The sequence below is a fragment of the Algoriphagus sp. CAU 1675 genome, from assembly GCF_029222925.1.
Taxonomy (GTDB): Bacteria; Bacteroidota; Bacteroidia; order Cytophagales; family Cyclobacteriaceae; genus Algoriphagus.
Genome location: NZ_JARHUI010000004.1, coordinates 421,289 through 446,859, shown reverse-complemented (window position 1 = coordinate 446,859; position 25,571 = coordinate 421,289). Strand labels below are relative to the sequence as shown.

General features: G+C 43.4%; 14 protein-coding genes and 1 tRNA gene. 8 read left to right on the top strand and 7 right to left on the bottom strand.

Features of this window, described 5'->3' with window-relative positions; translation table 11 throughout:
* Window positions 1–2: 2 nt before the first annotated feature.
* Together P2G54_RS11910 and P2G54_RS11905 are read right to left on the bottom strand one after the other, a co-directional pair.
* Window positions 3–3,089: a SusC/RagA family TonB-linked outer membrane protein gene (locus P2G54_RS11910; protein ID WP_275871394.1), complete on the bottom strand. Its 3,087-nt coding sequence runs from the start codon at window positions 3,087–3,089 to the stop codon at window positions 3–5.
* A 421-nt stretch (window positions 3,090–3,510) separates the two neighbouring features.
* Entirely contained in the window at window positions 3,511–5,718 is a 2,208-nt protein-coding gene (locus tag P2G54_RS11905; RefSeq protein WP_275871392.1) for a sodium-translocating pyrophosphatase, read from the bottom strand.
* A gap of 218 nt (window positions 5,719–5,936) precedes the next feature.
* Here P2G54_RS11905 and P2G54_RS11900 point away from each other — a divergent pair, with 218 nt between their 5' ends.
* Window positions 5,937–8,306 carry a GAF domain-containing protein gene (locus tag P2G54_RS11900; protein ID WP_275871390.1) on the top strand — a complete coding sequence of 790 codons (2,370 nt, stop codon included), beginning with the start codon at window positions 5,937–5,939 and terminating at the stop codon, window positions 8,304–8,306.
* Here the strand turns inward: P2G54_RS11900 and P2G54_RS11895 are convergent.
* Complete coding sequence (locus P2G54_RS11895) at window positions 8,283–11,969, bottom strand: BamA/TamA family outer membrane protein (RefSeq protein WP_275871388.1); 3,687 nt, start codon at window positions 11,967–11,969, stop codon at window positions 8,283–8,285. The two genes, P2G54_RS11900 and P2G54_RS11895, sit on opposite strands and share 24 nt — an antisense overlap.
* A complete protein-coding gene (locus tag P2G54_RS11890; protein ID WP_275871386.1) occupies window positions 11,966–12,817 on the bottom strand; it encodes an SdiA-regulated domain-containing protein in 852 nt (283 codons plus the stop codon). Before P2G54_RS11890 ends, P2G54_RS11895 begins: the two co-directional genes overlap by 4 nt.
* A gap of 59 nt (window positions 12,818–12,876) precedes the next feature.
* Between P2G54_RS11890 and P2G54_RS11885 the strand changes: the two genes are divergently transcribed.
* On the top strand, window positions 12,877–14,049 hold the full coding sequence (locus P2G54_RS11885; protein WP_275871384.1) for a Pycsar system effector family protein: 1,173 nt from the start codon (window positions 12,877–12,879) through the stop codon (window positions 14,047–14,049).
* A 6-nt stretch (window positions 14,050–14,055) separates the two neighbouring features.
* Here P2G54_RS11885 and P2G54_RS11880 read toward each other — a convergent pair whose 3' ends face one another.
* Entirely contained in the window at window positions 14,056–14,982 is a 927-nt protein-coding gene (locus P2G54_RS11880) for a serine hydrolase (protein WP_275871382.1), read from the bottom strand.
* Between the two features lie 110 nt (window positions 14,983–15,092).
* Between P2G54_RS11880 and P2G54_RS11875 the strand changes: the two genes are divergently transcribed.
* The 3 genes from P2G54_RS11875 (at window position 15,093) to P2G54_RS11865 (ending at window position 16,034) form a co-directional block, all read left to right on the top strand.
* Entirely contained in the window at window positions 15,093–15,395 is a 303-nt protein-coding gene (locus tag P2G54_RS11875) for a hypothetical protein (protein ID WP_275871379.1), read from the top strand.
* A gap of 181 nt (window positions 15,396–15,576) precedes the next feature.
* Window positions 15,577–15,807, top strand: coding sequence for a hypothetical protein (locus P2G54_RS11870; protein WP_275871377.1), 231 nt, complete (start codon window positions 15,577–15,579; stop codon window positions 15,805–15,807).
* 152 nt (window positions 15,808–15,959) lie between these two features.
* A tRNA-Pro gene (locus tag P2G54_RS11865) sits at window positions 15,960–16,034 on the top strand.
* A gap of 68 nt (window positions 16,035–16,102) precedes the next feature.
* On the opposite strand, the gene P2G54_RS11860 is transcribed toward P2G54_RS11865, so the two are convergent.
* Together P2G54_RS11860 and dinB are read right to left on the bottom strand one after the other, a co-directional pair.
* The gene (locus P2G54_RS11860; protein ID WP_275871375.1) at window positions 16,103–17,482 is read right to left on the bottom strand and encodes an alanine/glycine:cation symporter family protein; all 1,380 of its coding nucleotides are present in this window, start codon (window positions 17,480–17,482) and stop codon (window positions 16,103–16,105) included.
* A 593-nt stretch (window positions 17,483–18,075) separates the two neighbouring features.
* On the bottom strand, window positions 18,076–19,269 hold the full coding sequence (dinB, locus tag P2G54_RS11855; RefSeq protein ID WP_275871373.1) for a DNA polymerase IV: 1,194 nt from the start codon (window positions 19,267–19,269) through the stop codon (window positions 18,076–18,078).
* A gap of 168 nt (window positions 19,270–19,437) precedes the next feature.
* Here dinB and P2G54_RS11850 point away from each other — a divergent pair, with 168 nt between their 5' ends.
* The 3 genes from P2G54_RS11850 (at window position 19,438) to P2G54_RS11840 (ending at window position 25,499) form a co-directional block, all read left to right on the top strand.
* Window positions 19,438–20,133 (top strand): LexA family transcriptional regulator, encoded by a 696-nt coding sequence (locus P2G54_RS11850; RefSeq protein ID WP_275871535.1) that lies wholly within the window; start codon window positions 19,438–19,440, stop codon window positions 20,131–20,133.
* Window positions 20,134–20,602: 469 nt separating this feature from the next.
* Entirely contained in the window at window positions 20,603–24,496 is a 3,894-nt protein-coding gene (locus tag P2G54_RS11845) for an invasin domain 3-containing protein (RefSeq protein ID WP_275871371.1), read from the top strand.
* 67 nt (window positions 24,497–24,563) lie between these two features.
* Window positions 24,564–25,499: a type IX secretion system membrane protein PorP/SprF gene (locus P2G54_RS11840; protein ID WP_275871369.1), complete on the top strand. Its 936-nt coding sequence runs from the start codon at window positions 24,564–24,566 to the stop codon at window positions 25,497–25,499.
* The last annotated feature ends 72 nt before the right edge of the window (window positions 25,500–25,571 follow it).

The following is a 25,571-nucleotide window of genomic DNA, read 5'->3' as shown; positions in this document are numbered from 1 at the left end:
GTTTACAGTCCCAAATTCAATGTAAAGAAAACACTTTGTACACCAGGGAATCCCAGTCCGGTAAACCCTACAGCGTTCCCTCCTGCACCTGCAGAGAAGGACTCAGGGTCAAATCCGTCCCAAGGAGTGTAAAGGATAATATTGTTTGCTGCCAAGGAAAAGCGTGCTGTACGGAACGGGGTTCTTTCCAAAACGCTAGGCTGCAAACTGTAAGCAAGAGTTATGTTTCTGAGTTTGATAAAGCTGGCATCATTCACAAAGTTTTCGGAAATCGCTCTATAGGCATTTCTCCAATAACCAGCACCATAATTAACCCCATCAGGTCCAATCCCTTGTCCCAACCAAACCTCCTTGGTGTTTTGGGAGCCATCAGCCAATACTCCTGGGAATACTACAATGTCATTTCTTCTTTCCGAATCTTTTTGCTTTCCAAATGCGGCCAAGAAGTTTGCGAACTGATTGTACTGTTCTAATCCAGCTCTAAAATCAATCAAAAGCGAAAGTTCGAATCCTTTATACGAAAATTCATTTCTCAATCCGCCAAAGAATTTTGGAACTGCATTGCCCAAGATCAATTGGTTCCCGGTTCTTACTGGAAACCCGTTTGCACCGATCAGCATGGGGAGATCACGATCTAATTTTGTGGCACCTTCTGTTGCTCCTGGTCTTACATAGCTGGAACCATAAATATTTCCATAGGCTTCACCTTCTTTTAGGATCATGGTCACGGTACTTCCCACATATCCGAATTGGGAACCAACTACTATTTGATCTATCCCTTCCCGGATTGATTTGATTTCATTTTTATTGGTAGTCAAATTTGCTGTGACATCCCAACGAAAATCTCCGCGCTCGATTGGAGTTCCTCCCAATACGATTTCCCAACCTCTGTTTTCGATTTCACCGGCATTGGTAATATAGGAAGAGAAGCCAGTTGCATCAGAAATTGGAACAGGGATGATTTGATCCTTGGCGTTGGATTTATAGTAGGTTACATCGAGGTTGGCTTTGTTGTTGAAAAAGGCCAACTGCGTTCCGAATTCAATTGAGGTAGTTGTCTCAGGTTTCAGGTTTGGATCTCCAAAGGTTGAGTTTCTGGAAAATCCTACCTGTCCATTCAGAGGAAATACAGAAGGAGAAACGAAGGTAGCTCCCAAAATATGAGGATTGGTATCTTTACCTACCTGGGCCCAAGAACCTCTAAGTTTTCCGAAGGTGACCCAAGATGGAAGATCGAAATTTTCACTAAAGACATATCCCAGGTTTACGGAAGGGTAAAAGAAGGAATTGTTGTTTTTAGGAAGCGTGGAGGAGATGTCGTTTCTACCGGTGATGTTAAGGAATAGGAAGTTTTTATAATCCACCATTAGATCACCGTAAAAGCCCACTAGTCTTCGGATGCTTTTTCCTTGACTTGCAAAGATCTGAGTAGTATTACTTAAGTTGTAAAAACCCGGGATCACGAAGTTGGATCCAGAGGCAGATATCCGGTCATATTTTCTTTCGAAAACGTCATTTCCTATTCTCAAGCTGGTATTCCAGTCCTCATTCCATTGTTTTTTGATGGCTACATAAAAATTGGAAGTAAGATCCCTGCTATTGATTCGGGTCTCCCCAATAAATCCAGTTGAACTCAAAGGTACCTCCCCGTCAATTCCCATGGGACCAGGGGTGATTTCCGTTCTCGAATCTGAATAGTTATCCATCCCCAGTCTATAAGAGAATGTGACCCAATCGGCCGGGCTGTAATTCAGATTAATGTTTCCGATGATGCGGTTGACATTGTCTTCATAGGTGGAAAATCGGGCATCGTAAATCGGGTTAGTATTGGCATAAGTCTTCATAGTTCCGTCAGGGTTGATATAATCCCTAACGTCAGTGGTTTCTGACCAATACATCATTCTTTCAAGGAAACGGTCATGAGGGACGCGATTACCTCCCGAATTGGTGTAGTTCATTGAACCGGAGAAGTTGAATTTCTCGCTGGCCTTGATAGTGCCGGATAATTTGGCGCTGGTTCTGTCCCAGGTTGAGAAGGGAATTATTCCTTTTTGATCCAAACGGCCAAATGAACCGTAAAATGTTGCTTTGTCATTTCCTCCGGATACACTCAGGCTATTGTCAAATTGTACTCCGGTATCAAATGCTCGGTTCCAGTTGTCCTGGTATACGTAATTTGGGTCATTTTCTTCGGAAATTTTGGCTCCCCAAGATGGCCAGAAGCTGGAGTCATCACGAACTCCACTATACCCCTGCCCATATTGATTCTGAAGTTCGGGGAGTTTTTTTAATTGATCAAAGCCTAAGGAAGAATTGAAGTCTACTCTGATTTGACCTTCTTTTCCTTTTTTGGTTGTGATAATCACTGCTCCATTAGCGGCCCGTACACCGTACAAAGCAGTTGCAGCAGCTCCTTTCAACACGGACATTGATTCTATGTCATTTGGATTAATATCCGCAATTCGGTTAGACATTCCTCTTGGGGTTCCCCCCGATTCAATGGTAGAGTTGTCCACAGGAACCCCATCTACCACAAACAAAGGCTGATTGTCGGCAGATGGATCCAATGAGTTGATCCCACGGATGATAATCCTTGCAGATTGTCCAGGAGCTCCACCGGAATTGGTTACTTGTACACCAGCAACTTGTCCTTGCAGGGCATTGACGATGTTGGGTTGTCTGGATTTTGCAATTTCATCCGCGTTGATATTTTGTGCCGAGTATCCCAAGGCTTTCTTTTCCTGTGAAATACCAAATGCCGTTACAATTACTTCATCAAGTTCGGATTCCTGAGTTGCCAGACTGACAGATATTCTGGTATTGTTTCCAACCAGAACTTTTTGGGTTTCAAATCCTATAAAAGAGAAAACCAAAATTGACTCCGGACCTGGAACGGAAATTGAAAAATTCCCATCAATATCCGTCACTCCACCGGAAGAAGTTCCCTGGACGAGGACGCTAACACCAGGAATAGCCTGGCCGTCTTCTTTTGCCGTTACCTTACCTGTTACTGTCTGCTGGGCAAATGCCGTGATAGATGCCAGCATACTAAACAGGAAAAGCAGCCTAAACTTGTAGCTGTTTTTCATTTGTCGTAGTGTTTAGAATTATAAAATTAGGTTTAGTAAAATAGAATTAGCCTTTGCGTTTTTTTCGTTTTTTAAATAATATCATTGAAAACCCCTTTATAGTTAAAATCAACTATGGTTTGGTGTTGCACGCAAAATGTGCAGTTTCCCTTATTGGGTCAATTGTTTGGGGGTAGGCTAAAAAAAGCCAATTAATTAAATAGTGAGAGATTTATCGCCTCTCTGAATTGGTTGAAAGCTTAAATTAAAAATAATACTGCAGTAAATTAAAATTTTTCCATCAAAAAATCATAGGAAAATAAATTTATTAGTTATGTGTATTTGCAGGTTTATATTTAGGAAAGGAGCAATAGATCAATTTTTATCAATAAAAAAGGCTGCCTGAAAAGGCAGCCTTGCATTTAGAGTTTGGAACCCCTGTTTACTTGATCACCTTTGTAATCTCAGTGATAACTTCTTTTCCATTCTCAATTTTTATTTCTTTCTTCACTTCCACGCGCTCAGCGGTTGGCTCTCCATGCGTTTTTTCGGAAATATGAGGAGCAATTACCAAGGCTACGATAGACATCAATTTGATCAGGATGTTCATGGAAGGACCGGATGTGTCTTTGAAAGGATCACCCACAGTATCACCAGTTACTGATGCCTTATGTGGTTCTGACTTTTTGTAGAAAGTCTCCCCGTTGATATCAACTCCTTTTTCGAAGGATTTTTTCGCATTATCCCAAGCCCCACCTGCGTTGGATTGGAACATTCCCATCAAAACTCCGGAAACTGTAACGCCGGCTAGCAAACCACCCAATACTTCAGGTCCGAATGCAAAACCCACAATAATAGGAGTGATCAAAGCGATAGCTCCTGGAGTGATCATTTCACGGATAGAGGCTTTGGTTGAGATTTCAACGCATTTGTCATATTCAGGCTTGGACTTGTACTCCATAATACCTGGGATTTCTCGGAATTGTCTTCTAACCTCGTTGACCATGTCCATAGCAGCTCTACCTACAGCAGCAATTGCCAATGAGGAGAAGATGAACGGGATCATACCCCCAACAAAGAGACCTGCCAATACAGGAGCCTTGTAAATATCAATCGCATCAATGCCAGCAATTCCCACAAAGGCAGCGAACAGCGCCAAGGAAGTCAAGGCTGCAGAAGCGATGGCAAATCCTTTTCCAGTTGCTGCGGTAGTATTCCCTACAGCATCCAAAATATCTGTACGTCCACGAACCTCTTCGGGAAGTTGGCTCATTTCAGCAATACCACCTGCATTATCCGCGATAGGACCGAATGCATCAATCGCCAACTGCATAGCAGTGGTGGCCATCATACCCGCTGCTGCAATTGCCACACCATAAAGACCGGCAAACTCATAGGCTCCATATATACCTCCCGCCAAAACAAGGATAGGCAATACAGTGGATTCCATACCTACAGAAAGGCCGCCAATGATATTGGTCGCATGACCTGTACCTGATTGCTTTACTATGGACATCACTGGACGTTTGCCCATAGCTGTATAATATTCGGTAATAATGGACATCAAGGTTCCAACTACCAATCCGAGGATAATAGCATAGAATACATCCATATTGGTGAAAGCATAGCCTCTGATCTCCATGGATTCAGGAAGCATGTGCTGAACCACAAAGAAAGATGCGATACCAGTGAAAATGATGGAAGACCAGTTGCCCATGTTGAGCGCCTTTTGAACATCCCCTTTTTCGTCTTTTACAGTGACGAAAGCCATTCCAAAAATGGAGAATAGAATACCTAGACCTGCCAAAACCATTGGAAGAAGGATTGGAGCGATACCTCCAAAAGCATCTTGGGAAACAATCTCTCTTCCCAAAACCATGGTAGCAAGGATGGTGGCTACATAAGAACCGAACAAGTCAGCACCCATCCCGGCCACGTCACCCACGTTGTCACCTACGTTGTCAGCAATGGTTGCTGGGTTTCGGACATCATCCTCAGGAATTCCTGCTTCAACCTTTCCTACCAAGTCAGCACCTACGTCGGCAGCTTTGGTGTATATACCACCGCCCACACGTGCAAATAGAGCGATGGATTCCGCTCCCAGAGAGAATCCAGCCAAAACTTCCAAGGCTTTTTCCATCTCTATTCCGTTTACTCCGGCTCCTGCACTGACCACATACATTTGGTAGAAAACGATAAAAAGAGAGCCAAGACCCAAAACGGCCAAACCAGCAACACCAAGCCCCATTACAGAACCTCCGGTGAAGGATACTTTCAATGCTTGCTTCAAACTCGTTCTAGCGGCCTGTGTGGTTCTTACGTTTGCCTTAGTCGCGATATTCATTCCGATGTATCCTGCAAAAGCAGAGAAAACTGCACCTATCAAAAAGGATATGGCAATGATTGGGCTCGAAGTCTCGACCGTAGTTCCGGACCAAGCCAAAAGGATTCCGGCAATGGCCGCAAAGTAGATGAGAATTTTCCATTCTGCTTTCAAAAAAGCCATGGCTCCGTCGGCAATATAACCGGCAAGTTCAACCATGTTTTTGTCACCTGTTTCCTGCTTAGTGACCCAAGCAGACTTGATAGCCATGACTATCAATCCTAAAATCCCCAGTGCCGGGACCAAATAAATTGCAGCTTGTTCCATATAATTACTGTATACCTTTGAAGTTTGGTTGATAATTAGTTGCGCAAATATAGAATTTCTCTTTTACCAGCCAACCCGAAAGGAAAATCGGGATTTTTTCATAAAAGCCGACTTTCATTAGATAAATCGCAAATACAGGGGGCAGTTTCTGGATGTTCGGGCCGTTTTGGAACTAATTACCTCAAAAAAAGGTAAATTCAGTACCTGACTATTTTCTCATGAAAAGTGAAAATTTAAAGCTTTACCAGCCCCTTAATTCGTATCTCGATTTCCAATTACTGTATAAACAGTGGGATAGGCTTTCTGATAAGAAGGAGCCCAGTACTTGCCTTTATCATGACTTGCTGCGACGGATTAAAGATTTTCCTGACCTGAACAAGTCTCCCATGGATCCGGAGGATTTAAAGAAATCCAATAACAAACTAGGCTTGGGATTGATTTTGGGTTCTCTTTTTCCGCTGTCGGGTCAGGAGGAAAAGAGAATATTCGGGATTTCGAAGCCTTTTGAGTTTACACCAATCTATGCGACCAAAGCCTTTAAGGATCAGTTTTTGGATGAAAAGGGGGCAATTCTGATCCCTGAAAATCTTGATACGGAACGCCTGTATTTTCAAAAAATGCTATTGGTCTATGGCTTGATCCTCGATCAGTTTTTTGGGATCAAGATCAATCCTGTCAATCCTTTGGTGTTCAAAATGTCGGATGAGGAAGGAATTTCCAGACATTATCAGATCCAGTTTAATGATCAGTTTGTGAAGGTGGTAGCCAAGGGTTCACTTCCGGATATCCATGACCGATCAGAAGTGTGTAGCGGTAATTCACCCAGCGGCTATGATCTCAATCAGTGGATGGAGCTGTTGCCTCTTGAGCTTTTTGAATTTCATGGGTTTTTCATAGAGGAAGCCATAGAGATCACAACTGCTCAAGCTGTGGCCCAACTCAATGAAACCGTTCTGAAGCAAGATCAGGTCAGTGTAGAGGATTTCCTTTATATAGTGGAGGATTCTGTGAAAAGTCTCCTGGGTCGGTCCAATCTGAAAGTGGGACTTGCGATCCTGCAGCGGATCAATAAGCGGATGGTGCTTACCGAAAGCAGGTTGGCATTCAGCTACCTGATTCGAAACTTATGTAAGGGGGGCTGTGAAGATAGTCTCAAAGCAGTACTGGATTTTCTTTCTAAAATCGATACTCCGGTTTTTTTAAATGACCTTAGTGAAAACCCGGAAGATTTTCCTTTCGGTGAAAAAATCATCCAAATGGGGATTCGTGAAATTATTCTATATCCCTTGAAGCATAACGGAAATTTGGTGGGCGTACTGGAAGTTTGTGGTAAGGAAGAGCAAAACTTTGACCCATCTATGTTGATGACTTTGGACTTTTTGGCACCGTCGCTTTCCTTGGCTCTACATAGACAAGCCGAGAATCTTGATCACAGAATCAAAGGAATCATCCGGAAGAATTTTACAGCGATCCATCCAGTGGTAGAATGGAAGTTTGACGAAATCGCCCTCGATTATGTATTGGCAGAGGAGGAGGGAAAGACGCCGGAAATTAAACCGATTGTGTTTAAAGATGTTTACCCCCTTTATGCTGCTGTGGACATCAAAAATTCATCAAGAGAGAGAAACAGAGCCATTCACGATGATTTTATCATTCAGCTGACTCTAGCCAAAAACATAGTCTTGAATGCAAAGGAGCGTCATTATCTTCCTATTCTTGAGAGTGTCATTGACAAGATAGAGGAGTTTGAAAATAGGATCAATCTGATTCTTCTAAGTGAGGAGGAAGTCAGGATTTCTGAATTTTTCCAAAATGAAGTAGAGCCTTTGTTTTATCATTTGGCTACCAATTTTGAGGACATGAAGCCGGCCGTGGAAGAGTATTTTTCCAATTTGGACCCTCAGTCCGAATTGGTAAATCAAAACCGGAAGGCCTTTGAAAGTACCATGCAACTGATCAATCAGACGGTGGCTTCCTATCTGGAACAGGAAGAGCTCAAAATCCAGAGGATGTTCCCGCATTACTTTGAGAAATTCAAAACAGATGGGATTGAGTATAATATTTACATTGGTCAGTCACTTGTCAAGGGCAGTAAATTTGACGAGATCTATCTCAAAAACTTAAGACTTTGGCAATTGCAGACTTTAGTGGAGGTCGTTGGTTTAGTTGCTGAAAAGTCTCCGGAATTTTTGCATCCCCTGGAAACGACCCAATTGATTTTAGTTCACCATTTACCTATCTCCATCAGTTTCCGACTGGATGAGCGGAAGTTTGATGTGGAGGGAAGTACCAATGTGCGGTATGAAATCATCAAAAAAAGAATCGACAAGGCATTGGTTGCCGGAACCAATGAAAGACTGACCCAGCCCGGCAAAATCGCAATTGTCTATACACAGTCCAAGGAAGCTGAGGAATTTAGAGATTTCATTCATTTCCTTCAGAAAAAAGGAAAACTAAGAGAGGAAATAGAAGAATTGGAACTTGAGGAAATGCAGGGAGTCCACGGATTGAAGGCTTTGCGGGTCACAGTAAACCTAACAGAATCCGAGAGAAAAGTCCCGGTGTCAAAACTGATATCCCAGGGATAGGAAGGGTAGAGTTTCCTCTTCATTAAAGCCAATGGAAAAGGTGGCTACCCACTGATTGAGTGGGGCCAGCCATATTCCTCCGCCAAGGGATTGATGCCATTTGGAAGAATCTTCATTTTGAACCCAAACTCTTCCCAAATCATGAAATCCCAACAGGCCAACTGTGGCAGGTAGGATGTAGGCATTCAGGTTGAACAGCCTCAATCTGAACTCGGTGTTGTTATAGGCCACGGCATCCCCATTGAAGCGATACCTGCGAAATCCTCTAAGGTTGTCCATTCCACCCAAGGTCTGTCCTTGGAAAAAGGCATAGTCTCCCCAGTTTTTACCAAAACCAAAACGGGTAGCCCACACGATTCTTGAAGGGTATTTAAACGACCAATACAAAGCCAGATCTGCTTCCAAACTTGTGAAATCGCCGGAGAATTGATTAAGTCCCCAATGCTTTTTTATAGTTTGGTGATAATGAAAGCCCCTGCTTGGAAGCTTGGTATTGTCCCTTTTATCAAAATCAAATTCCATAGAAAGCCCTGTATAAAACTTTGCGCGATCCAAGAGGGCTTGATCCAAATCACTTTCTGGGGAAGTGATGAATTTGTTTTCATTGTCCAAGGGATCGAATCGAAAAGTCTGAAAGAAAGGACTCAGTTGGAAAAATCCGGTTTCCCCCAAACTTTTCTGCAGGCCGGCCTGTAGCTCATACCAGCTGAATCTGGCACGGTAATACCTGAGTCGGTCTTTTTCATCCGGACTGTCTTCGAAATTTTCGTCTTCTTTTACTCCTAGCTCGTAGGTGGTTTCATTGCCTTTTCCGAAATAGTTGAATACATAGTCCGGTGCCTTTACATCAGCATCCCAAACCAAGTCCCAGTTTCCGGCTACATCCACCGCATGTCCTTGATAGGATAGGTTAAAGGCTGAAGTTCTAAAGGCGTAGTTTCCTCTAAGGCTTTGCTTAACTTGATAAGGGACTTTTTTCCAGCCCTGTTTTTCCCAGGAAATACCTGCCCCCAGGAAGATTCCATCATCCTTGTTAAACTCTAGGGAGCCAAGAGGCATAAGTTTGTCATATTTGAACTCCTTTCGGTCATAATGCAGGGCATGAGGATGAATGGCTGGTTTTATTTTGCTGGAAGGGCCTTCTTTCCATTCGTTTTTCAGGCTTTTGGGAACAAATACCCAATGGGCTTTTCTCTTTAAATCAGCTTCATCTATAAAAGTGACCGGATCTTGGCCCGGAATGATCCTGATTTTGATTTTACCTGGACCTTCTCCCTTAATCAGGAATCGATCTTTTCCTTCCAACCCATAAATGCGGATTTCCTTTGTTTCCTGAGGTAAAAAGGTACGCTGATATAGATACTGCTCCGGATCTCCGGATTTGTTGATTTTTTGAGATGAAACACGGACTGACCCATCCGGGAGATGAGTGATTTCAAACTGCTCGTTTTTTTGGCTTCCGGGGATGTCCACTTTTTGGGAAAGGAAGGCATAATATTCCAGAGACATTTCCCTTAGCCAGGTTTTTCTATGCTTGAGTTTATCGGAGATTTCATCAGCGTCTTTTTCCCGGATTTCTTTTGGCCAGCTTTTGAAGGAATCCTCAATGACCTCATCACTGAGTCGGGGGATGAGATGGTCCAGTTCTTCCTCCCAATCTTTTTTATCCAGTTCATTAAGGAAGCTGCGGTCAAAGTAACGGCCGTTGAACATAAAACCATTGACGTTTTTCAACTCATAATCAAAGCCCTGAAATTTGGGGTTAGCCCATTTTCTGCTGGCTATCCAGGGGAAGAATCCTTCATTGAGAAAAAATGCCTGGTCTCGATCCCGGGGCATTGGGCTGAATTCCCAGCCATTCTCACCCTCAATTCGGATCCATCTCCATTGGTCATCGTGTCTATCCCAATCCCCGATCCAGAGGTCAAATAGGCGTGCCCGTAATACCGGATGTTGGAGCACGCGGTTGTCATTGTCCTTTGCGATGGAGGCCAACATGCTATCGGTACTCTTTACTTCAGCTTCTTCAGGATCATAGTTTCCGGTGGTTTCCCTTTCTTCAAAAAGGAATAGCTCTCCCCCGAAATCCTCCTGATAAATCCCCAAGGAAGGGCTTTCAGGAAGATAAACCAGTTCAGGATGGGTATGAGGTACTCCAGCAGCTTCTGCCAATCCTGCTACGGCCAAGGCTGCATAGGGGTGGGAAGCGGAGATCTGATCCTGAACCACTTCTTTGGCTATGGTCTGGCGAAGAATAGGATTGAGTGCATTTTCGGGGTATTTATTGGCAGAGCGGAGTACAAACTCTTTCCCTTGGGGATTTTCCAGACGCAGGCTGCGAGTTTGCATACCACCCCCTCTTTTAGTGATCTTCAAGCCTCCCTGTTCCTGTCCAAGATCCAAAGCCCTAAATGAAACAGGGATAGCCCAGGTTTCCCGGTAATTTTTCCCAAAGAACAACTGATGTCCTTTTCCTTTCAGGTATTGTAGGGAAATGGGGCGGGTCACAGCTTGTTGAGGACTGTCAATTTGGGAAGCGATTACTTTTTTTGCCGGATTTGGAGTTGAAATAAGGAGGCTCTCATAAAGGGGGGCTTCCTGAAGCGGGTCCAAAAATGCGAGTTTTACCTCTCCGTTTTCAAAGAAATCCAGAAAGGCATAACCTTGTCTGGAATAAGAAAACTCCGAAGGGTTGTTTTTTTTGATATAGGTATCCTTAGCGCCGGCTCCACTGACGATATAATGGGTGTTTTCTTCCTTGGTATAAAAAAGCCCGTGTTCATGTCCAGATACCTGAATAATCTTGGGGTGCTTTTTAAATAGCTTGTCCAGTGATTGGATCATGGACTGGTATCGGGGATGCGGGATGTCCTGAATGTCTCCAAACCAAGTTCGATAAAGTGGGTAAATTGAGCCGAGAACCGGAAGTGGAAGGTATAGGTTTTTGGATTTGGCTGTCAGTGGAAATAAATGATCCTTCCAGCTATAAGCTCCATTGTGTGGCCCATAAGCCCGCATGGGATGGTGCATGGCAAACACAATGGTTTTTTGTTGATTTTCATTGAGAATGTCTGAAATGGATGCAAGTATTTCCTCCTCAGTTTTATACTCGCAATCCGAATCTTCACCAGGTTTTAAGTTTCCCTGCAGCCACCATTGACTGTCCAAAAGGATCAGGAGCGTTTCTTCGTCAAGGGAAATAACTACGGGACCCGGACAGGCAGATGAAGGGAGCCATTGGACTTTATCAATAGGGTAATTAGTCTCTACAAAATTTTGTGCCCGAAGGATGGCTTCATAGCCACCCGACTTTCCTTTTTCCCAGTCATGATTGCCCGGGATCATCCAGGTTTTTCCGGAAATTGAAGTGAAGATATCCAATTGGGTTCGGAGTATTTCCTCGGCCTCCATCCGGTTCCCTGCCTCTTTTTCAGGTAATCCCAGAGGATAAATGTTGTCTCCAAGATAAATCAGGTGATTTGTAGGGACGGTATCATTGGCAAGTCTCTTTTTGAGGTCATCGACCACAGGATGTCGCATGTCCTCCATTTCTCCTGCGTCACCGATCAGATACAGCCTAAATTTTGCTTGGGAGGTCTGGGAAAAAGCTGAACCCATACCTGACCATCCTAAAATCAGAAAAAGAAGGAGGATTCGTTTCATGGATGATAGGGGAATTTCAACAAATTAGGTCTCCCGTCTTTGGCTTCATTTGAGATATAAAGGTTTCCGGCAAGATCAAAGGTGATCCCTTCCGGTTGCTTGAATAAAAAAGGGTCAAGGGGATGTATTTCTTGGATTTTTCCTTCCCGATCCATCACCATCAACCATTTTCCGGTGGAAGAAATCAGGTATAAACTTCCCTTCAAGGGATGAATTGCGGCCCCTGACGGCTGAATTTTAAGGGAATTGAAAAATTTTCCTTTTGCTGATTCCGGAAGATCTTCTCTTTTTAAAACCATGAAGGGTTCAGGTTCAAAACTTTCTTTTTTGAGGTCAAACTTGTAAACAGAGGCCTGGGAGGGTCCTTTGTCCCAATTACAAGCTTTACAAAAAATCAGCAAAGAAGGTTCTGTGCCTATTGTCACGATAGCCTCAATGTCTTTTTTGCCTTTGTGGGGAAAAGGGAAGTCCTTGGTGGTCTGGTTTTCGGAAAAGGGGTTTTTTACCTGATATAAAGTTCCGTTGCTTTGAAGGACCCAGGCAGCATTACCAACTACTGCCAAATCCTCAATATCTCTGTTTTTAAAAAATTTTTGCTTTCTCAGAATTTTACCGGTTTCCGGGTTGATTTGGTATAGGACGGATGACTCATCTTCTATAGCCCAGAGTTCATTGTTTGCTGTCCATTCCAGACCCGATACTTCTTCTAACTCATCGGGCAGAAAGACCTTTTGGACTTCATTTAAGTCATAAGGTTCAGGAAAGCTAAACTGGTCTAAGCGGCTTTCCTGAGACTGACAACCTGCTAAAAGACCCGCAAGAATCGCTACTAAATTGAAATACTTCATAGTTATTTTGTCAGATCTACTTAACTTCCAATGATTCAAATCAAAATACAGAAAAATAAGTGCTTGAGCGATCAAAAAAGTTCGAAACCTGGATTCGGGAAAATTTTTTTTCAAAACTGAAGAAAGAGATTTGTTATCACAATCTCGAACACACTTTATTTATTGTTGAAAAATCCAAAGAACTCGGAGAGGAAGAGGGGTTGGGAGAGGAAGAATTGGAGGATATGTTTTATGCAGCTTGGCTCCACGATACCGGCTATAAAGATGGGGAGGCAGATGGGCATGAGATGAGGGGAGCGGAAAATGCCCAGGTATATCTTACGGAACTGGGATTGCCACAGAGCAGAATTGATCGGGTGAAAGGAGCCATTTTAGCTACCAAAGTACCCCAAAGCCCACGGAGTAATTTCGAAGCCGTACTCTGCGATGCGGACATGTACCACCTGAGTTCAGAACAGTTTTTGGATCATACCTTAAGGCTTAAGAAAGAACGGGAAAATCTGGGAATGGAAGCCATCCCGGAGATTGAATGGCTGAAGTCTTCTCTGGATTTTACCAAAACGCACCACTACAAGACCGCATTCGGCAAAGGAGTACTTCAGGAAAAAAAGGAAGAAAACATCAGACTCTTGGCAGAGAAAATAGAACAAATGGAAAAAGAAGGGAAAAAGGCCGAAAAGAAAAATAAAAAAGGATCCGCTCGGGGGGTGGAAACTATGTTTCGGATTACTTCTACCAACCATCTGGAACTATCTGCTTTGGCAGACAATAAGGCCAATATTATGATTTCGGTGAACTCTATTATAATCTCTATTGTAGTAACGGTTTTGATCCGGAAGTTGGAGGAGTTTCCAAATTATACTGTTCCGGCAATCCTGTTGATCTCCACTTGTCTGGGAGCTATGGTTTTTGCGATTTTAGCTACTCGTCCCAAAGTCACAAAGGGGGTGGTTACCAAAGAAGATATAGCCAAAAAACAAGGTAACCTGCTGTATTTTGGGAATTTTCACCAAATGAGCCTAAAAGATTATACAGATGGGGTCAATTCGATGATGGAGGATAGCGAATACCTATATGGAACCATGACCAGAGATATTTATAATCTAGGGAAAGTCCTTGCCGTAAAATACAAGCTTCTCCGCAAGAGCTACAATGTGTTCATGTTTGGGTTCATTATCTCCGTCCTGTCTTTTTTGATTGCCACGCTGTTTTTTGATCCAGTCCAGTACTAATCGGATTCAATAGGGGAGACCTTCTTGGTATTTTTTCATCTTTTCGGAAGCATAATAAGGGTGGTTGGGATTGAAGTGGTTCCAGATCAACCGAGATAATTTTCTGGTCAATTCCCAGGCCTCATTGGTATAGGACCAACTTTGATCCTCATTGTTTTTGGTGAGTATGGCGCAAACGTAATCTCCTTCCGGGGCATTGACCAAAAAGACCTCTGATCGGGATTCATTGACCATACCCTGCTTACTGGCTACATTCACATAGGGAGGAATCTGCGATAAGGCATAATCATGATAATAGCTGTTGGAGAGCAGCCTATACATGAGTTCGGAAGCCTCAGGGCTAAAAACCTCACCCCGATAAATTTGGACTAACATTTTTGAAATCTCCCTGGGACTGGTCTGGCCCCAGCCGTATTTCTCCCAGTTTTTTTCTCTACCGGGAGTCCTGCTATTGATTCGGGTGGCTTCATATCCCAATTTTTCCATCAAAGGATTGATGGTGCTACCTCCGCCGGCCAATGCTTGGCTCCATAGGGAAGTGGTATTATCAGAGTAGCTCATCATCAGGGCCAAAAGCGTGCGCAGCTCAGTTTTTACGGAGTCCTTGTAAAACTGCATCAGGCCAGAACCACCGTATTTGATGGAATCCCGGTAGATTAAAGGCTGGTGAAACGACAGGTTTCCGGTTTCGATTTTGTCAAAAACTCCGAGAAGAATAGGGATTTTGACAATACTGGCAGTGGGAAAAATGCTGTCTGCTTGAAAGGAAGCACTTTTTCCACTGGGCAAATGCTGTACATAGATGCCGATTTCACCTTTGAAATCCTTGATCTGCTCCTGGATTTTGTTTTGCAATTCCTCGTCTAGTTGGTTTTGTGCGAGGGTCCATTGGGAGAAAATAAGCAAATGGATAATCAAAAATGTTTTCTTCATGGTGTAGGAGCTGTCATTTCTGGAATTAAGAGCGCTCCAAAATATCAATTTTGTAGGATTTCAGGGTTTCCGGTTGGATTTATTCCTCAGGATTTTGAACTTGATTTTCAATGAAAAAGAAAATGGATAATCAATTGGAGGCTTTTTTAGCTAATACAAAGTCAGTTCAAAATTACAGTCCTGAGCTCAAAGCTCTTTGGTACGATGGGAATGGAGATTGGCAGAAAGCACATGATGAGGTCGATCATCTCAGTGGCCAATCAGCGGCCCGAGTTCATGCCTATTTGCACCGAAAGGAAGGGGATACTTGGAATTCGGACTATTGGTACAGGAGAGCAGGGGAGGTCCGGCCTGCTCAAAGTCTAGAGGAAGAATGGATTGAGTTAGTTAGTCGATATTGGTTGAAAAAGTAGATTTTAAAGGAGCGATTGGCTCTTATCTGAAAATTTCAGAAGATAGGACTCACATTTTCGGGTGATATAATTCAAAAATTTGCTGGTTTTATACAAAAAAACTAAAAAAATACCCTAAATAGGGTATGTTTTTTAGTTTTTAAGAATAGTAATTTTGAAATCTATCATAACGGAATAAAATATGAAATTCTTTTACCTATCCTCTAGACCTAATAAAGATGGTCTTTTTGAAATCCATGACCGTGAATGTGAATTGATCCCTGATGCTCTGAATAGGGATTATTTGGGTCCTTTCAATAATGGGAAGGAAGCCATGCGAAAGGCGAAATCCATGAACGATTCCGCCTGCTTATGCAGGAGCTGTTGCAATGTGGCTTTTCAGGCGGTATTTGTAAAAAGCAATCAGGACTGATTTTTAGGCTTTTAGATTTTCGGCCTTCTGGTTTTAAGCGGATATTTTTTCAAAAAGCTTGAATCAGCTGGTAAAAAATCAGGAAAACCTTAAATTCGCCATCCAAATCAGGATAGATTTGGGTTTTCAAAATCCATCCTTCATCCTAGCATCGGGGTGTGGCGCAGTCCGGTTAGCGTACACGTCTGGGGGGCGTGTGGTCGCAGGTTCAAATCCTGTCACCCCGACAAAAAAAGCAGCTTTTTAGGCTGCTTTTTTTATTTCAAGGGATTCGTCCTCTTATTCGTCTGCCAACTTAAAAGACAGGGTCTTTTTTTTGTTTGAGTTGATTTTCATAATCCTTCAGGGCGTAGAGCGCAGGTTTCCGAAGAAGAAGTATGGCAATGATATTGAGCCAGGCCATCATTCCTACTCCGATATCACCGAAGGTCCAGGCAAGTTCGGCTGTGTGAATGGTTCCGTAAAAAGTGGCAATCAGGAAAACGATTCTCAATACATATGTTGGCCATTTTTGCTTCCCTTTTCTTTGGAGAAAACTCAGGTTGGTCTCCGCAATGTAGTAATAGGCCATAATGGTCGTAAAGGAGAAAAACATCAAAGCGATGGCAATAAAACCGGCTCCTATGGTAGGGAAATGTGTGCTGATGGCCATTTGGGTAAACTCCGGACCTATGCTTGCACCGGGCAAATTCTCCACAATGAATCCCCCCTCCGGGTTAATTACATTGTATTGATTGGTAAAAAGAATCATAAAGGCCGTGGCAGTACATACAAAAAGGGTGTCGATGTACACGGAAAATGCCTGAACCAAGCCTTGCTTGGCCGGATGGCTTACTTCAGCTGCAGCCGCTGCATGGGGGGCGGTACCCTGACCGGCTTCATTGGAATAAATTCCTCTTTTTACACCCCAGGAGATGGCCAGCCCAAAAATCCCGGAAAAGGTAGCCTCTAGATTAAAAGCCGATCCTATAATCAATCGAACGACGTTTGGAATTTCAGTGACATTCAGTCCGATGATGATAACTGCCAGTAATATATAGCCTACGGCCATAAAAGGAACCACTACCTCCGCCACTTTGCCGATGCGCTTGATTCCTCCAAAAATGATCATTGCCAGAAAAACGCAGACTAGTATTCCGGTATATTCTACCGGGAAGTTAAATGCATTTTCCATGCTCAGTGCGATGCTGTTGCTTTGTACCCCAGGAAGCATCAAGGACATACTGATTACCGTCACCACTGCAAAAACCATGGCGTACCACTTGATTCCCAGTCCTTTCTCGATGTAAAATGCCGGTCCCCCTCGGTATTGTCCATCCTTTACTTCCTTGTAAATCTGTCCCAATGTGGCTTCTATGTATGCGGAGGATGCTCCCAGGAAGGCAATCACCCACATCCAAAAGACTGCTCCGGGTCCGCCCATGGCAATTGCTGTGGCAACTCCGGCGATATTTCCGGTCCCGATTCTTCCGGAAAGGGCCAGGGCAAAAGCCTGAAAGGAGGATACACCTTTGTCGGAGGATTTTCCTGAAAAAAGGAGTCTGATCATCTCTTTGAAAAACCTGACCTGAACGAATCGGGTCAATATTGAGAAGAAGATTCCTGCACCCAAGCAAAGTAGAATCAGTGCATTACTCCAGATTAAGTCGTTTAATTGATGGATGAGTTGTTCCATTTTTTGTGGGTAATTTTATTGTAGTTTGGTTTAGATAACTAGAATATTCTTTGGGGAAAGTGGTTTTTGGGTTGATTTCGGACTTCTTTTGGTTAGGAAAGTCTTTTTTGTGGCGGAGCAAAGGCTTATAAGATCCGCTCCTTCAGTTGTTGGTGGACCTGAATTTCACAATGCTGCGAAGTTGGGGTAATTTTTTATTTAACCGAAAGTTCAAAGGGTAAAGGCTGCTATTTTTCCTTTGTATGGTTTAATTTTTTTCCAAAACAGGTTCCTGATCCCGTGAAATGGAATGAGTAATCGCTGATGAATTGGTTTTTGGGCTCAGTCCGTTTCCAATGAGCAGGTTGGGATCTTTAATTTTCCTATAGAAAAGGAAAAAGCTCCCGAAGGAGCTTTATTACAATGCCGGATATCAACTAAACTAGAGAAAAGCCTTACTCTCCGTGTGAGTAGAAAGACAGTTCTTTGACATTGTTTACATCCATTACTGACTTTTTGGTGTTTAGGTTTCAGGTTTTTTAGTTTTTCTGATTTTAGGATTCTTTTTGGGCTGTTCGGTAATTTTTGCCTTTTATACAATCTGTTTTGTCTTGCTACTGAGTCTCCAGTCCATTAAATGGATTGAATTTTCTTCTGCCTACATTTATGCCGACTGCCCGACAGACGGTTTTGTCTCCGTATTTGGTGTTTAAGCGATCCAAGGCTTGATAGAGATTGATCTGCTCTTGGCTGTCTTCAAATAATTTGATTTGATAGTTTCCATAGACCAAGTTGCTGAATCGAACTCCGATCAGACGGATCAGTAGGCGACGGTTGTAAAGCTTCCTGAAAAGCTCTTTTACGATCGGAAGCAAGGTGTGGTCGGCGGACGTATATGGGATTCGCTGCTGCATGGTATGTGTGTCAAAATCTGAATAGCGGATTTTCACGCTTACACAGGCAGTGAGCTGTCCTTTTTTGCGGAGTTTGGAGAGGAGTTGCTCACACATGGCTATGAGAGTGGCTTCCAGTACCTGTGTATCGATGGTGTCCTGTTCGAAGGTGTTTTCAGAAGAAAGTGATTTGGCTTCAGAATAAGGGGTTACCGGAGCATGGTCTATGCCATTGGCTTTTTCCCAGATCATTTTTCCATTCTTTCCAAAGGTCGCTTCCAGTAGTTCTGAGGGCATCTGTTGGAGTGTATGCACTTTTTTTACCCCCATATTATATAGAGTTTGGGCTGTTTTTTCTCCTATCATGGGGATCTTCCGAACAGACAGCGGAGCCAGAAATGGCTTTTCTTCTCCGTTTGGAATTTGTTTTTCATTGTTGGGCTTGGCCTCGCCGGTTGCAACCTTGGATACGGTTTTGTTTCCGGATAGTCCCAGAGAAATTGGCAGTCCTGTCTCCCGGATGATTTTTTGACGGAGCTCATGTGCCAGTTTGAAACAGCCGAAAAAGCGGTCCATTCCGCTTAGGTCTATGTAAAACTCATCGATGGAGGATTTTTCAAAAAGGGGGACATGCTCCCGGATCACCTCGGTGACTTCCATGGATTTTTGGCTGTATTTTTCAAAATCCCCCCGGATGATCAGCGCCTCAGGGCAGAGCTGACGAGCTGTCCGCATGGGCATGGCAGAGTGTACCCCATATCTGCGCGCCTCATAACTGCAGGAAGCTACGACTCCACGGTCTCCTGAGCCGCCGATTAGGATGGGTTTTCCATTGAGCCGGCTGTCATACAGTCTCTCCACCGATACAAAAAACGAATCCAAGTCCATGTGCGCGATGCTGCGTTTCCCCTCCATTTTCGATTTGTTTATATTATTGACATAATGTTGTTTATAAATTAGTCAAAAGGATTAGATTTGTGGAAACGGTTTTTCGAAAAATGACGGGGATTGTCCGAGGGATAGATGAAAAACCAAAGGGAGAAGAATCAATAAAAATGGCCTTATGGCTTATCGGGATCAATGATGAATCTACATGCAAACATCAAGCTTCTCAGAAAGAAGAAAGGACTGACCCAGGAAACTTTGGCCTCGGCTATAGGGATTTCCCGGTCCAAGTTGGCAGGATATGAACTGAACATTAACCCTACCTTGGATACGCTGGTGATGATTTCGGATCATTTGGGTGTGTCCATAGATATTTTGTTGCGGGAGGATTTGAGTTCGTATTCAGAATACAAGCTGCGTGAACTCCTCGAGACAGATCAGTTTCTCCGAGGGAGAAAGCTGCGCGTCCTGGCTACTACTGTGGACGAGCAGGGTAGGGAGTTGATAGAGGTGGTTTCCCAACGGGCAAAGGCCAGTTATCTGGCAGGTTTTTCGGACCCGGAATTTATCTCCGAGTTGCCCCGCTTTGCCTTGCCTTTTTTGCCAATGGATAAAAAGTACCGGGTATTTCAAGTAGACGGTGACTCCATGTTGCCTGTGCCGGAAGGGGCTTGGATTGTATGCGAATATGTGGATGACTGGACAGCGATCAAAGACGGAGAGCGTTATGTGTTAGTGACTGAGCAGGATGGAGTGGTTTTTAAAATTGCCTATAACCGGATCAAGGAAGAACGTAAGCTTTTATTATGCTCTTCAAACCCAATTTATAAGCCATTTGATATCAATGTGGAGGAGTTGAGGGAAGTGTGGAGATATAAATTGGTGATTAACTGATTGTTTTGAATAGTTAAGGGGCAGATTTGTATTGTAATCAATACTATGTTTAGCAGTTTGTTTCATAGGTTTTTCCATTGCAGATTTTAGTTCTTTTATGTTCTGTTGAATTTATATTATTAATAGCTTTATAATTTTCTTATAAAGTGTTTTAAATCAAGGGGTTTTATTTTGGGGTGGTCTCTTCGAAGAGCTGCTACTTCCTTGTTTCCAGACAGACAGGTATTCTGATGCCTTAATTTTTTTCTGTAAATTCTAATGTATAATCTTAGAAAAATCCTTACTCAAAAATTAAGGGTAAAAACGAAGTGATTTGAATTGTTAGTTTTCTTCAAAATTTATTGCTGTTAAAAACGCATTTTATATTAAAAAAAAGGCTTGAAAAATATATTTATAGGTTGTTTGAAAATTTTTATTTTATTTTTCACAATAATTTTAACTCTGCATATAGAACAAAAACATCTTAGGCATGTCCAAATCCAAAGGCACTTTATTGAAAGCAATCTTAACTTGCTTTCTTTTCATTCTTGTCTCGGTCGGATTTTCTCGTAACACTGTTGACGCATCACTGACCGATGATTTTGCCACCGGAACTGAGGGGATTGTCCCTCTTTTTAATGAAAGTTTCCGGGAAGGTACAACAGTGTACAGTTTGTATTTAAATCAAAACCAGGAGATACCGCCCGGTGTAGTTGACCTTCAAAAGACTACTTTGACGGCAAGCCCCAACTCAATTGTAGCGGATGGAGTTTCCCAGTCCATTATTACGGTACAGTTGAAGGATTCGGACGGCAACAACATTACTACCTCCGGGGGCACGCTTACATTAGGTACTTCTGCCGGTACATTGGGTCCGGTAACCGATAACAATGACGGTACTTATACCGCAGTTTTGACATCAACACCTGATCCTGATTTGGCGGTAATTGTTGGTAGGTTAAACGGTGACCTGATTTCAAACTCCGACATTGTTCATTTTTCACTTGACCCTAATGGAGACGAAGATGGGGATGGCGTAACAAATGGAATTGAAATTTTTCATGGTACGGACTATCAGGACCCCTGTTCATTTATTCCAGAGAATCAGACAGTAACACCTAGCGCTGCTTGGGATGAAGGAGATTGTGATAATGACGGCTTGCTTAACGGTGACGAGAAGAGTCTTGGAACCAATCCACTGGATCCAGATACAGATGGAGACGGGGTATTGGACGGGACTGAAGTTGCTGACGATACAGATCCTTTGGATGAATGTTCATTTGTATTTACAAGCCAGATATTGGAACCAAGCCAATCATGGAAGTCCGCTGATTGTGACAGTGATGGTTTGACCAACCAACAGGAAGTTGAGCTTCAGACTGATCTGCTGAATCCGGATACAGATGGAGACGGCGTGATCGATGGCACGGAAGTAGATGATGAAACCGATCCCCTGGATGCATGTTCTTTTGTACTGGCCAGTCAGACACTTGCTCCGAGCCAAACTTGGAAAGATACGGATTGTGATGAGGACGGCCTGACCAATCAACAAGAAGTAGATAGAGGAACCGACCCTCTGGACCCTGATACAGACGGAGATGGGGTTTTGGACGGAACTGAAATCACTGACAGCACAGACCCTCTAAATCAGTGTTCATTTGTACTGGCTAGCCAAACCTTGGAGCAAGATGCTGCTTGGAAAGAAGCAGACTGTGATAATGATGGTCTGAGTAACCAAGCTGAAAAGGAAATCGAAACCAATCCTTTAGATCCGGATACGGATGGCGATGGAGTGACAGACGGACAGGAAGTGGATGACGAGACCGATCCATTGGACCAGTGTTCATTTATACTTGCCAGCCAAACTTTGCCTACAGATCAGTCCTGGAAAGATGCAGACTGTGATGAGGATGGCTTGACCAATCAGGAGGAAGTGGATAGAGGAACAGATCCTTTTGATCCGGATACAGACGGTGACGGTGTATTGGACGGCACAGAAGTGACAGACTCCACTGATCCGTTGGATGTATGTTCTTATTTGGTTACAAGCCAGACATTAGAGCCTGAGCAGGCCTGGAAGGAAGCTGACTGTGATGCGGACGGGTTGACAAATCAGGAAGAAACTGGATTGGGTACCAATCCTCTATTTGCCGATTCTGATGGCGATGGAGTTACCGATGGGCAGGAACAGGAAGATGGGACCGATCCGTTGGACCTTTGTTCTTTTGTATTGGAAAGCCAGACTTTAGCTACCTCTCAGGATTGGAAGGTTGGAGACTGTGATGAAGATGGTTTGAGCAATCAAATTGAAGTAAATAGAGGAACGGATGTTTTTGATCCGGATACTGATGGAGACGGAGTGTTGGATGGTACTGAAGTGACAGACTCCACTGATCCATTGGACGCATGTTCTTATTTAGCCGAAAGCCAGACAGAAGAGCCTAAGCAGGCTTGGAATGAAGCAGACTGTGACGAGGACGGATTGAGCAATCAGGCAGAGACCGAATTGGGCACAGACCCTCAGGATGCTGATACGGACGGCGATGGAGTGACAGACGGACAGGAAGTGGATGACGAGACCGATCCATTGGATCAGTGTTCATTTATTCTGGCCAGTCAAACATTACCTACAGATCAGTCCTGGAATGATGCAGACTGTGATGAGGATGGATTGACCAATCAGGATGAAGTAAATAGAGGAACGGATGTTTTTGATCCAGATACTGACGGAGACGGAGTGTTGGATGGCACCGAAGTGACTGACTCTACCGATCCATTGGACGCATGTTCATATTTGGCAGAAAGCCAGACAGTAGAGCCTAATCAGGCTTGGAAAGAAGCAGATTGTGATGAGGATGGACTGAGCAATCAGGCCGAGACCGAGCTTGGAACTGACCCTAAGAATGCCGATACGGATGGGGATGGAGTGACTGACGGTCAGGAAGTAGATGACGAAACCGATCCATTGGACGAGTGTTCTTTTGTATTGGAAAGCCAGACTTTGGCTGCTTCTCAGTCTTGGAAAGATGCCGATTGTGATGAGGATGGATTGACCAATCAAGAGGAAGTGGATTTGGGTACAGATCCATTAAACCCAGATTCGGATGGGGATGGAGTATTGGATGGAACAGAGGTTTCAGACAATACCGATCCTTTGGAAGCTTGTTCGTTTGTCCTTGATAATCAGGAAACAGATCCGGATCAAGCTTGGAAGGATGCTGATTGTGACAATGACGGGTCTCCTAATCAGCAAGAAAAAGAAAACGGTACAGACCCATTGAATCCAGATACCGATGGTGATGGAGTTCCTGATGGAACGGAGGTTGCTGAGGGTACCGATCCTTTGGATAATACTGATTTCAAAGATACAGACGGGGATGGAGTTCCGAATTACATTGAAGAGATTCAGGAAACTGACCCTGAAAATTGCTCTGGATTTAAGGATACAGACGAGGATGGAGTGCCGGATTATGTAGAGGAGTTTGATGGAACCGATCCTCTGGACGGAACTGATTTTGCGGACTCTGACTCAGACGGAGTTTCAGATTACCTAGCTGATCGGTCTGTTGCCTCACTTTCTTATGAAACCTTGATCCTTTGGAATTGGGGAACTGCATTTACTCCACCTGCCACTGTGACTGCGGTTCTTGGTGACGGTTCAGAAGTAAGTGTGGAAGTTGAATGGGATGAGATCAATGTCAACCAATTCGAAAGTGGAACCTATATCATCACCGGTACTGCACTAATTGAGCCTTGCGTCTACAATACTTTTGATGTAAGTCTGGCTGTGGAAATTGAAGTGATGGTGTTGGAAAAGCCGGCTCCTGAAGACCTGATCTTGGACAACAACCGCTTTGAAGTGGATGTGACTAGCGACTTTATTTATGTGGGTACATTCACTGTGATTGACCCTGTGGATGATGTACATACGATCATATTGAACGGCAATGTTCTTGACAACCAGTATTTTGAGATTGTTGATGGTCAGCTGTTCTGGAGCTCTTCTGAGGTTCTCCTAGGTAAAAACTCCTTTACCATAGAGGTGAAAGTGATAGACCGGGTTGGAAATGAATTTGTGAAGAGGTTCGAAATATTCAGAGACAGAAAGTCCCTGAGCGATATCGAGATTCCAAACACCTTTACTCCAAATGGTGATGGATACAATGATGATTGGGGTGTGAGAGAACTGTTGTACTACTCCAATGTCAAGATTCAGATCTTCGAAAAGAGCGGTGACAGACTATTCATTACCACTGACCCTAGTGTGCGCTGGGATGGTACCTACAAAGGGAAAGATGTACCAGCGGGCTCTTATTACTGGGTGATTGAAATCGGAGAGACCAAGGAATCCAGAAGGGGAATTTTGAACTTATTAAGATATTAAGAATATGAAATGAAGGTCCGGAGCCTTTTGCTTCGGCCCTTCATCCTTTTTCAAAAAAATAGAAATGATGAAAAAATTACTAATACTCATATTCATTGTTCTGGCTCTGCCATTCCAGTCAGAAGCTCAATCCAGAAAATACGTTAGCCAATTCAGTCACCTTCAGGGCTATTTTAATCCTAGTTTGACGGGATATGAAGGTTCTATGGCCCGTGGGTTTGTAAGGAACCAATGGGCAGGCTGGGAAGGTACACCCAAGAACTACTTCATCTCCGCAGAGTTGGACTTTGCAGAATTGAATGATTTGGATGCCTCCGAACTTGGAAAAAATGCCGTAGGTGTTAATGTTATGACTGACAGTTACGGGGCATTTCGTGAAACAGATTTGATCTTGAGCTATGCAACCAGAGTTCAGGTAAGCTCCAATGCCTACCTGAGAGTTGGTGCAGGACTGAATTTCAATAGTGTTCGACTGGATGGAAACAACCTGACCACTGAGCAGGCAAATGATCCCATTGTCAACAAATATTTGGGGAATTTTGCAAATATGACCATGGTTGATTTCAACTTGGGAATTGCCCTTACCCACAACAATTATTATTTATCCTATGCTGTGCAGAATGTGAATGAAGGCAGAATTAATGGAGGGGATGTCTTTATGGATAAAAAGCCCAGAATTGGCATATTCCAGGGAGGTTACAGAAAGGAAATTTCCGAAACTTTGAGCGTGGCTGGAAACCTCATGTGGAGAAGTCAGAATAATCTTCCGGACAATGTAGAGATAAACGCCAAGGCAATCCTAATGGAGAAATTTTGGGCAGGGTTGGGACATAGGTTCAGCTATGCCAATAATTTCCAATTGGGCTTTATTTTGGAAAAATTACGTGTGGGATATGTCTACGAGATGCCAATATCAAAGAGTTATTTGCTCCCGAATTCTACCCATGAGTTTATGGTCGCCTTTACCATTTTTAGCAGGGATAATCCCGCTTGGATCTGGTAAGATTCTAAATGGTTCCCAGATTTTAAACCAACAACTAGTCCCGCTGGATCTTTTTCAGCGGGACTTTTTTTG

What these genes read in the sequence shown, in the direction of transcription:
- P2G54_RS11910 (WP_275871394.1), bottom strand. Translation starts at nt 3,089, where the DNA reads ATGAAAAACAGCTACAAGTTTAGGCTGCTTTTCCTGTTTAGTATGCTG.
- P2G54_RS11905 (WP_275871392.1), bottom strand. Translation starts at nt 5,718, where the DNA reads ATGGAACAAGCTGCAATTTATTTGGTCCCGGCACTGGGGATTTTAGGA.
- P2G54_RS11860 (WP_275871375.1), bottom strand. Translation starts at nt 17,482, where the DNA reads ATGGAACAACTCATCCATCAATTAAACGACTTAATCTGGAGTAATGCA.
- P2G54_RS11880 (WP_275871382.1), bottom strand. Translation starts at nt 14,982, where the DNA reads ATGAAGAAAACATTTTTGATTATCCATTTGCTTATTTTCTCCCAATGG.
- dinB (WP_275871373.1), bottom strand. Translation starts at nt 19,269, where the DNA reads ATGGAGGGGAAACGCAGCATCGCGCACATGGACTTGGATTCGTTTTTT.
- P2G54_RS11900 (WP_275871390.1), top strand. Translation starts at nt 5,937, where the DNA reads ATGAAAAGTGAAAATTTAAAGCTTTACCAGCCCCTTAATTCGTATCTC.
- P2G54_RS11875 (WP_275871379.1), top strand. Translation starts at nt 15,093, where the DNA reads ATGAAAAAGAAAATGGATAATCAATTGGAGGCTTTTTTAGCTAATACA.
- P2G54_RS11895 (WP_275871388.1), bottom strand. Translation starts at nt 11,969, where the DNA reads ATGAAACGAATCCTCCTTCTTTTTCTGATTTTAGGATGGTCAGGTATG.
- P2G54_RS11845 (WP_275871371.1), top strand. Translation starts at nt 20,603, where the DNA reads ATGTCCAAATCCAAAGGCACTTTATTGAAAGCAATCTTAACTTGCTTT.
- P2G54_RS11840 (WP_275871369.1), top strand. Translation starts at nt 24,564, where the DNA reads ATGAAAAAATTACTAATACTCATATTCATTGTTCTGGCTCTGCCATTC.
- P2G54_RS11890 (WP_275871386.1), bottom strand. Translation starts at nt 12,817, where the DNA reads ATGAAGTATTTCAATTTAGTAGCGATTCTTGCGGGTCTTTTAGCAGGT.
- P2G54_RS11870 (WP_275871377.1), top strand. Translation starts at nt 15,577, where the DNA reads ATGAAATTCTTTTACCTATCCTCTAGACCTAATAAAGATGGTCTTTTT.
- P2G54_RS11850 (WP_275871535.1), top strand. Translation starts at nt 19,438, where the DNA reads ATGAATCTACATGCAAACATCAAGCTTCTCAGAAAGAAGAAAGGACTG.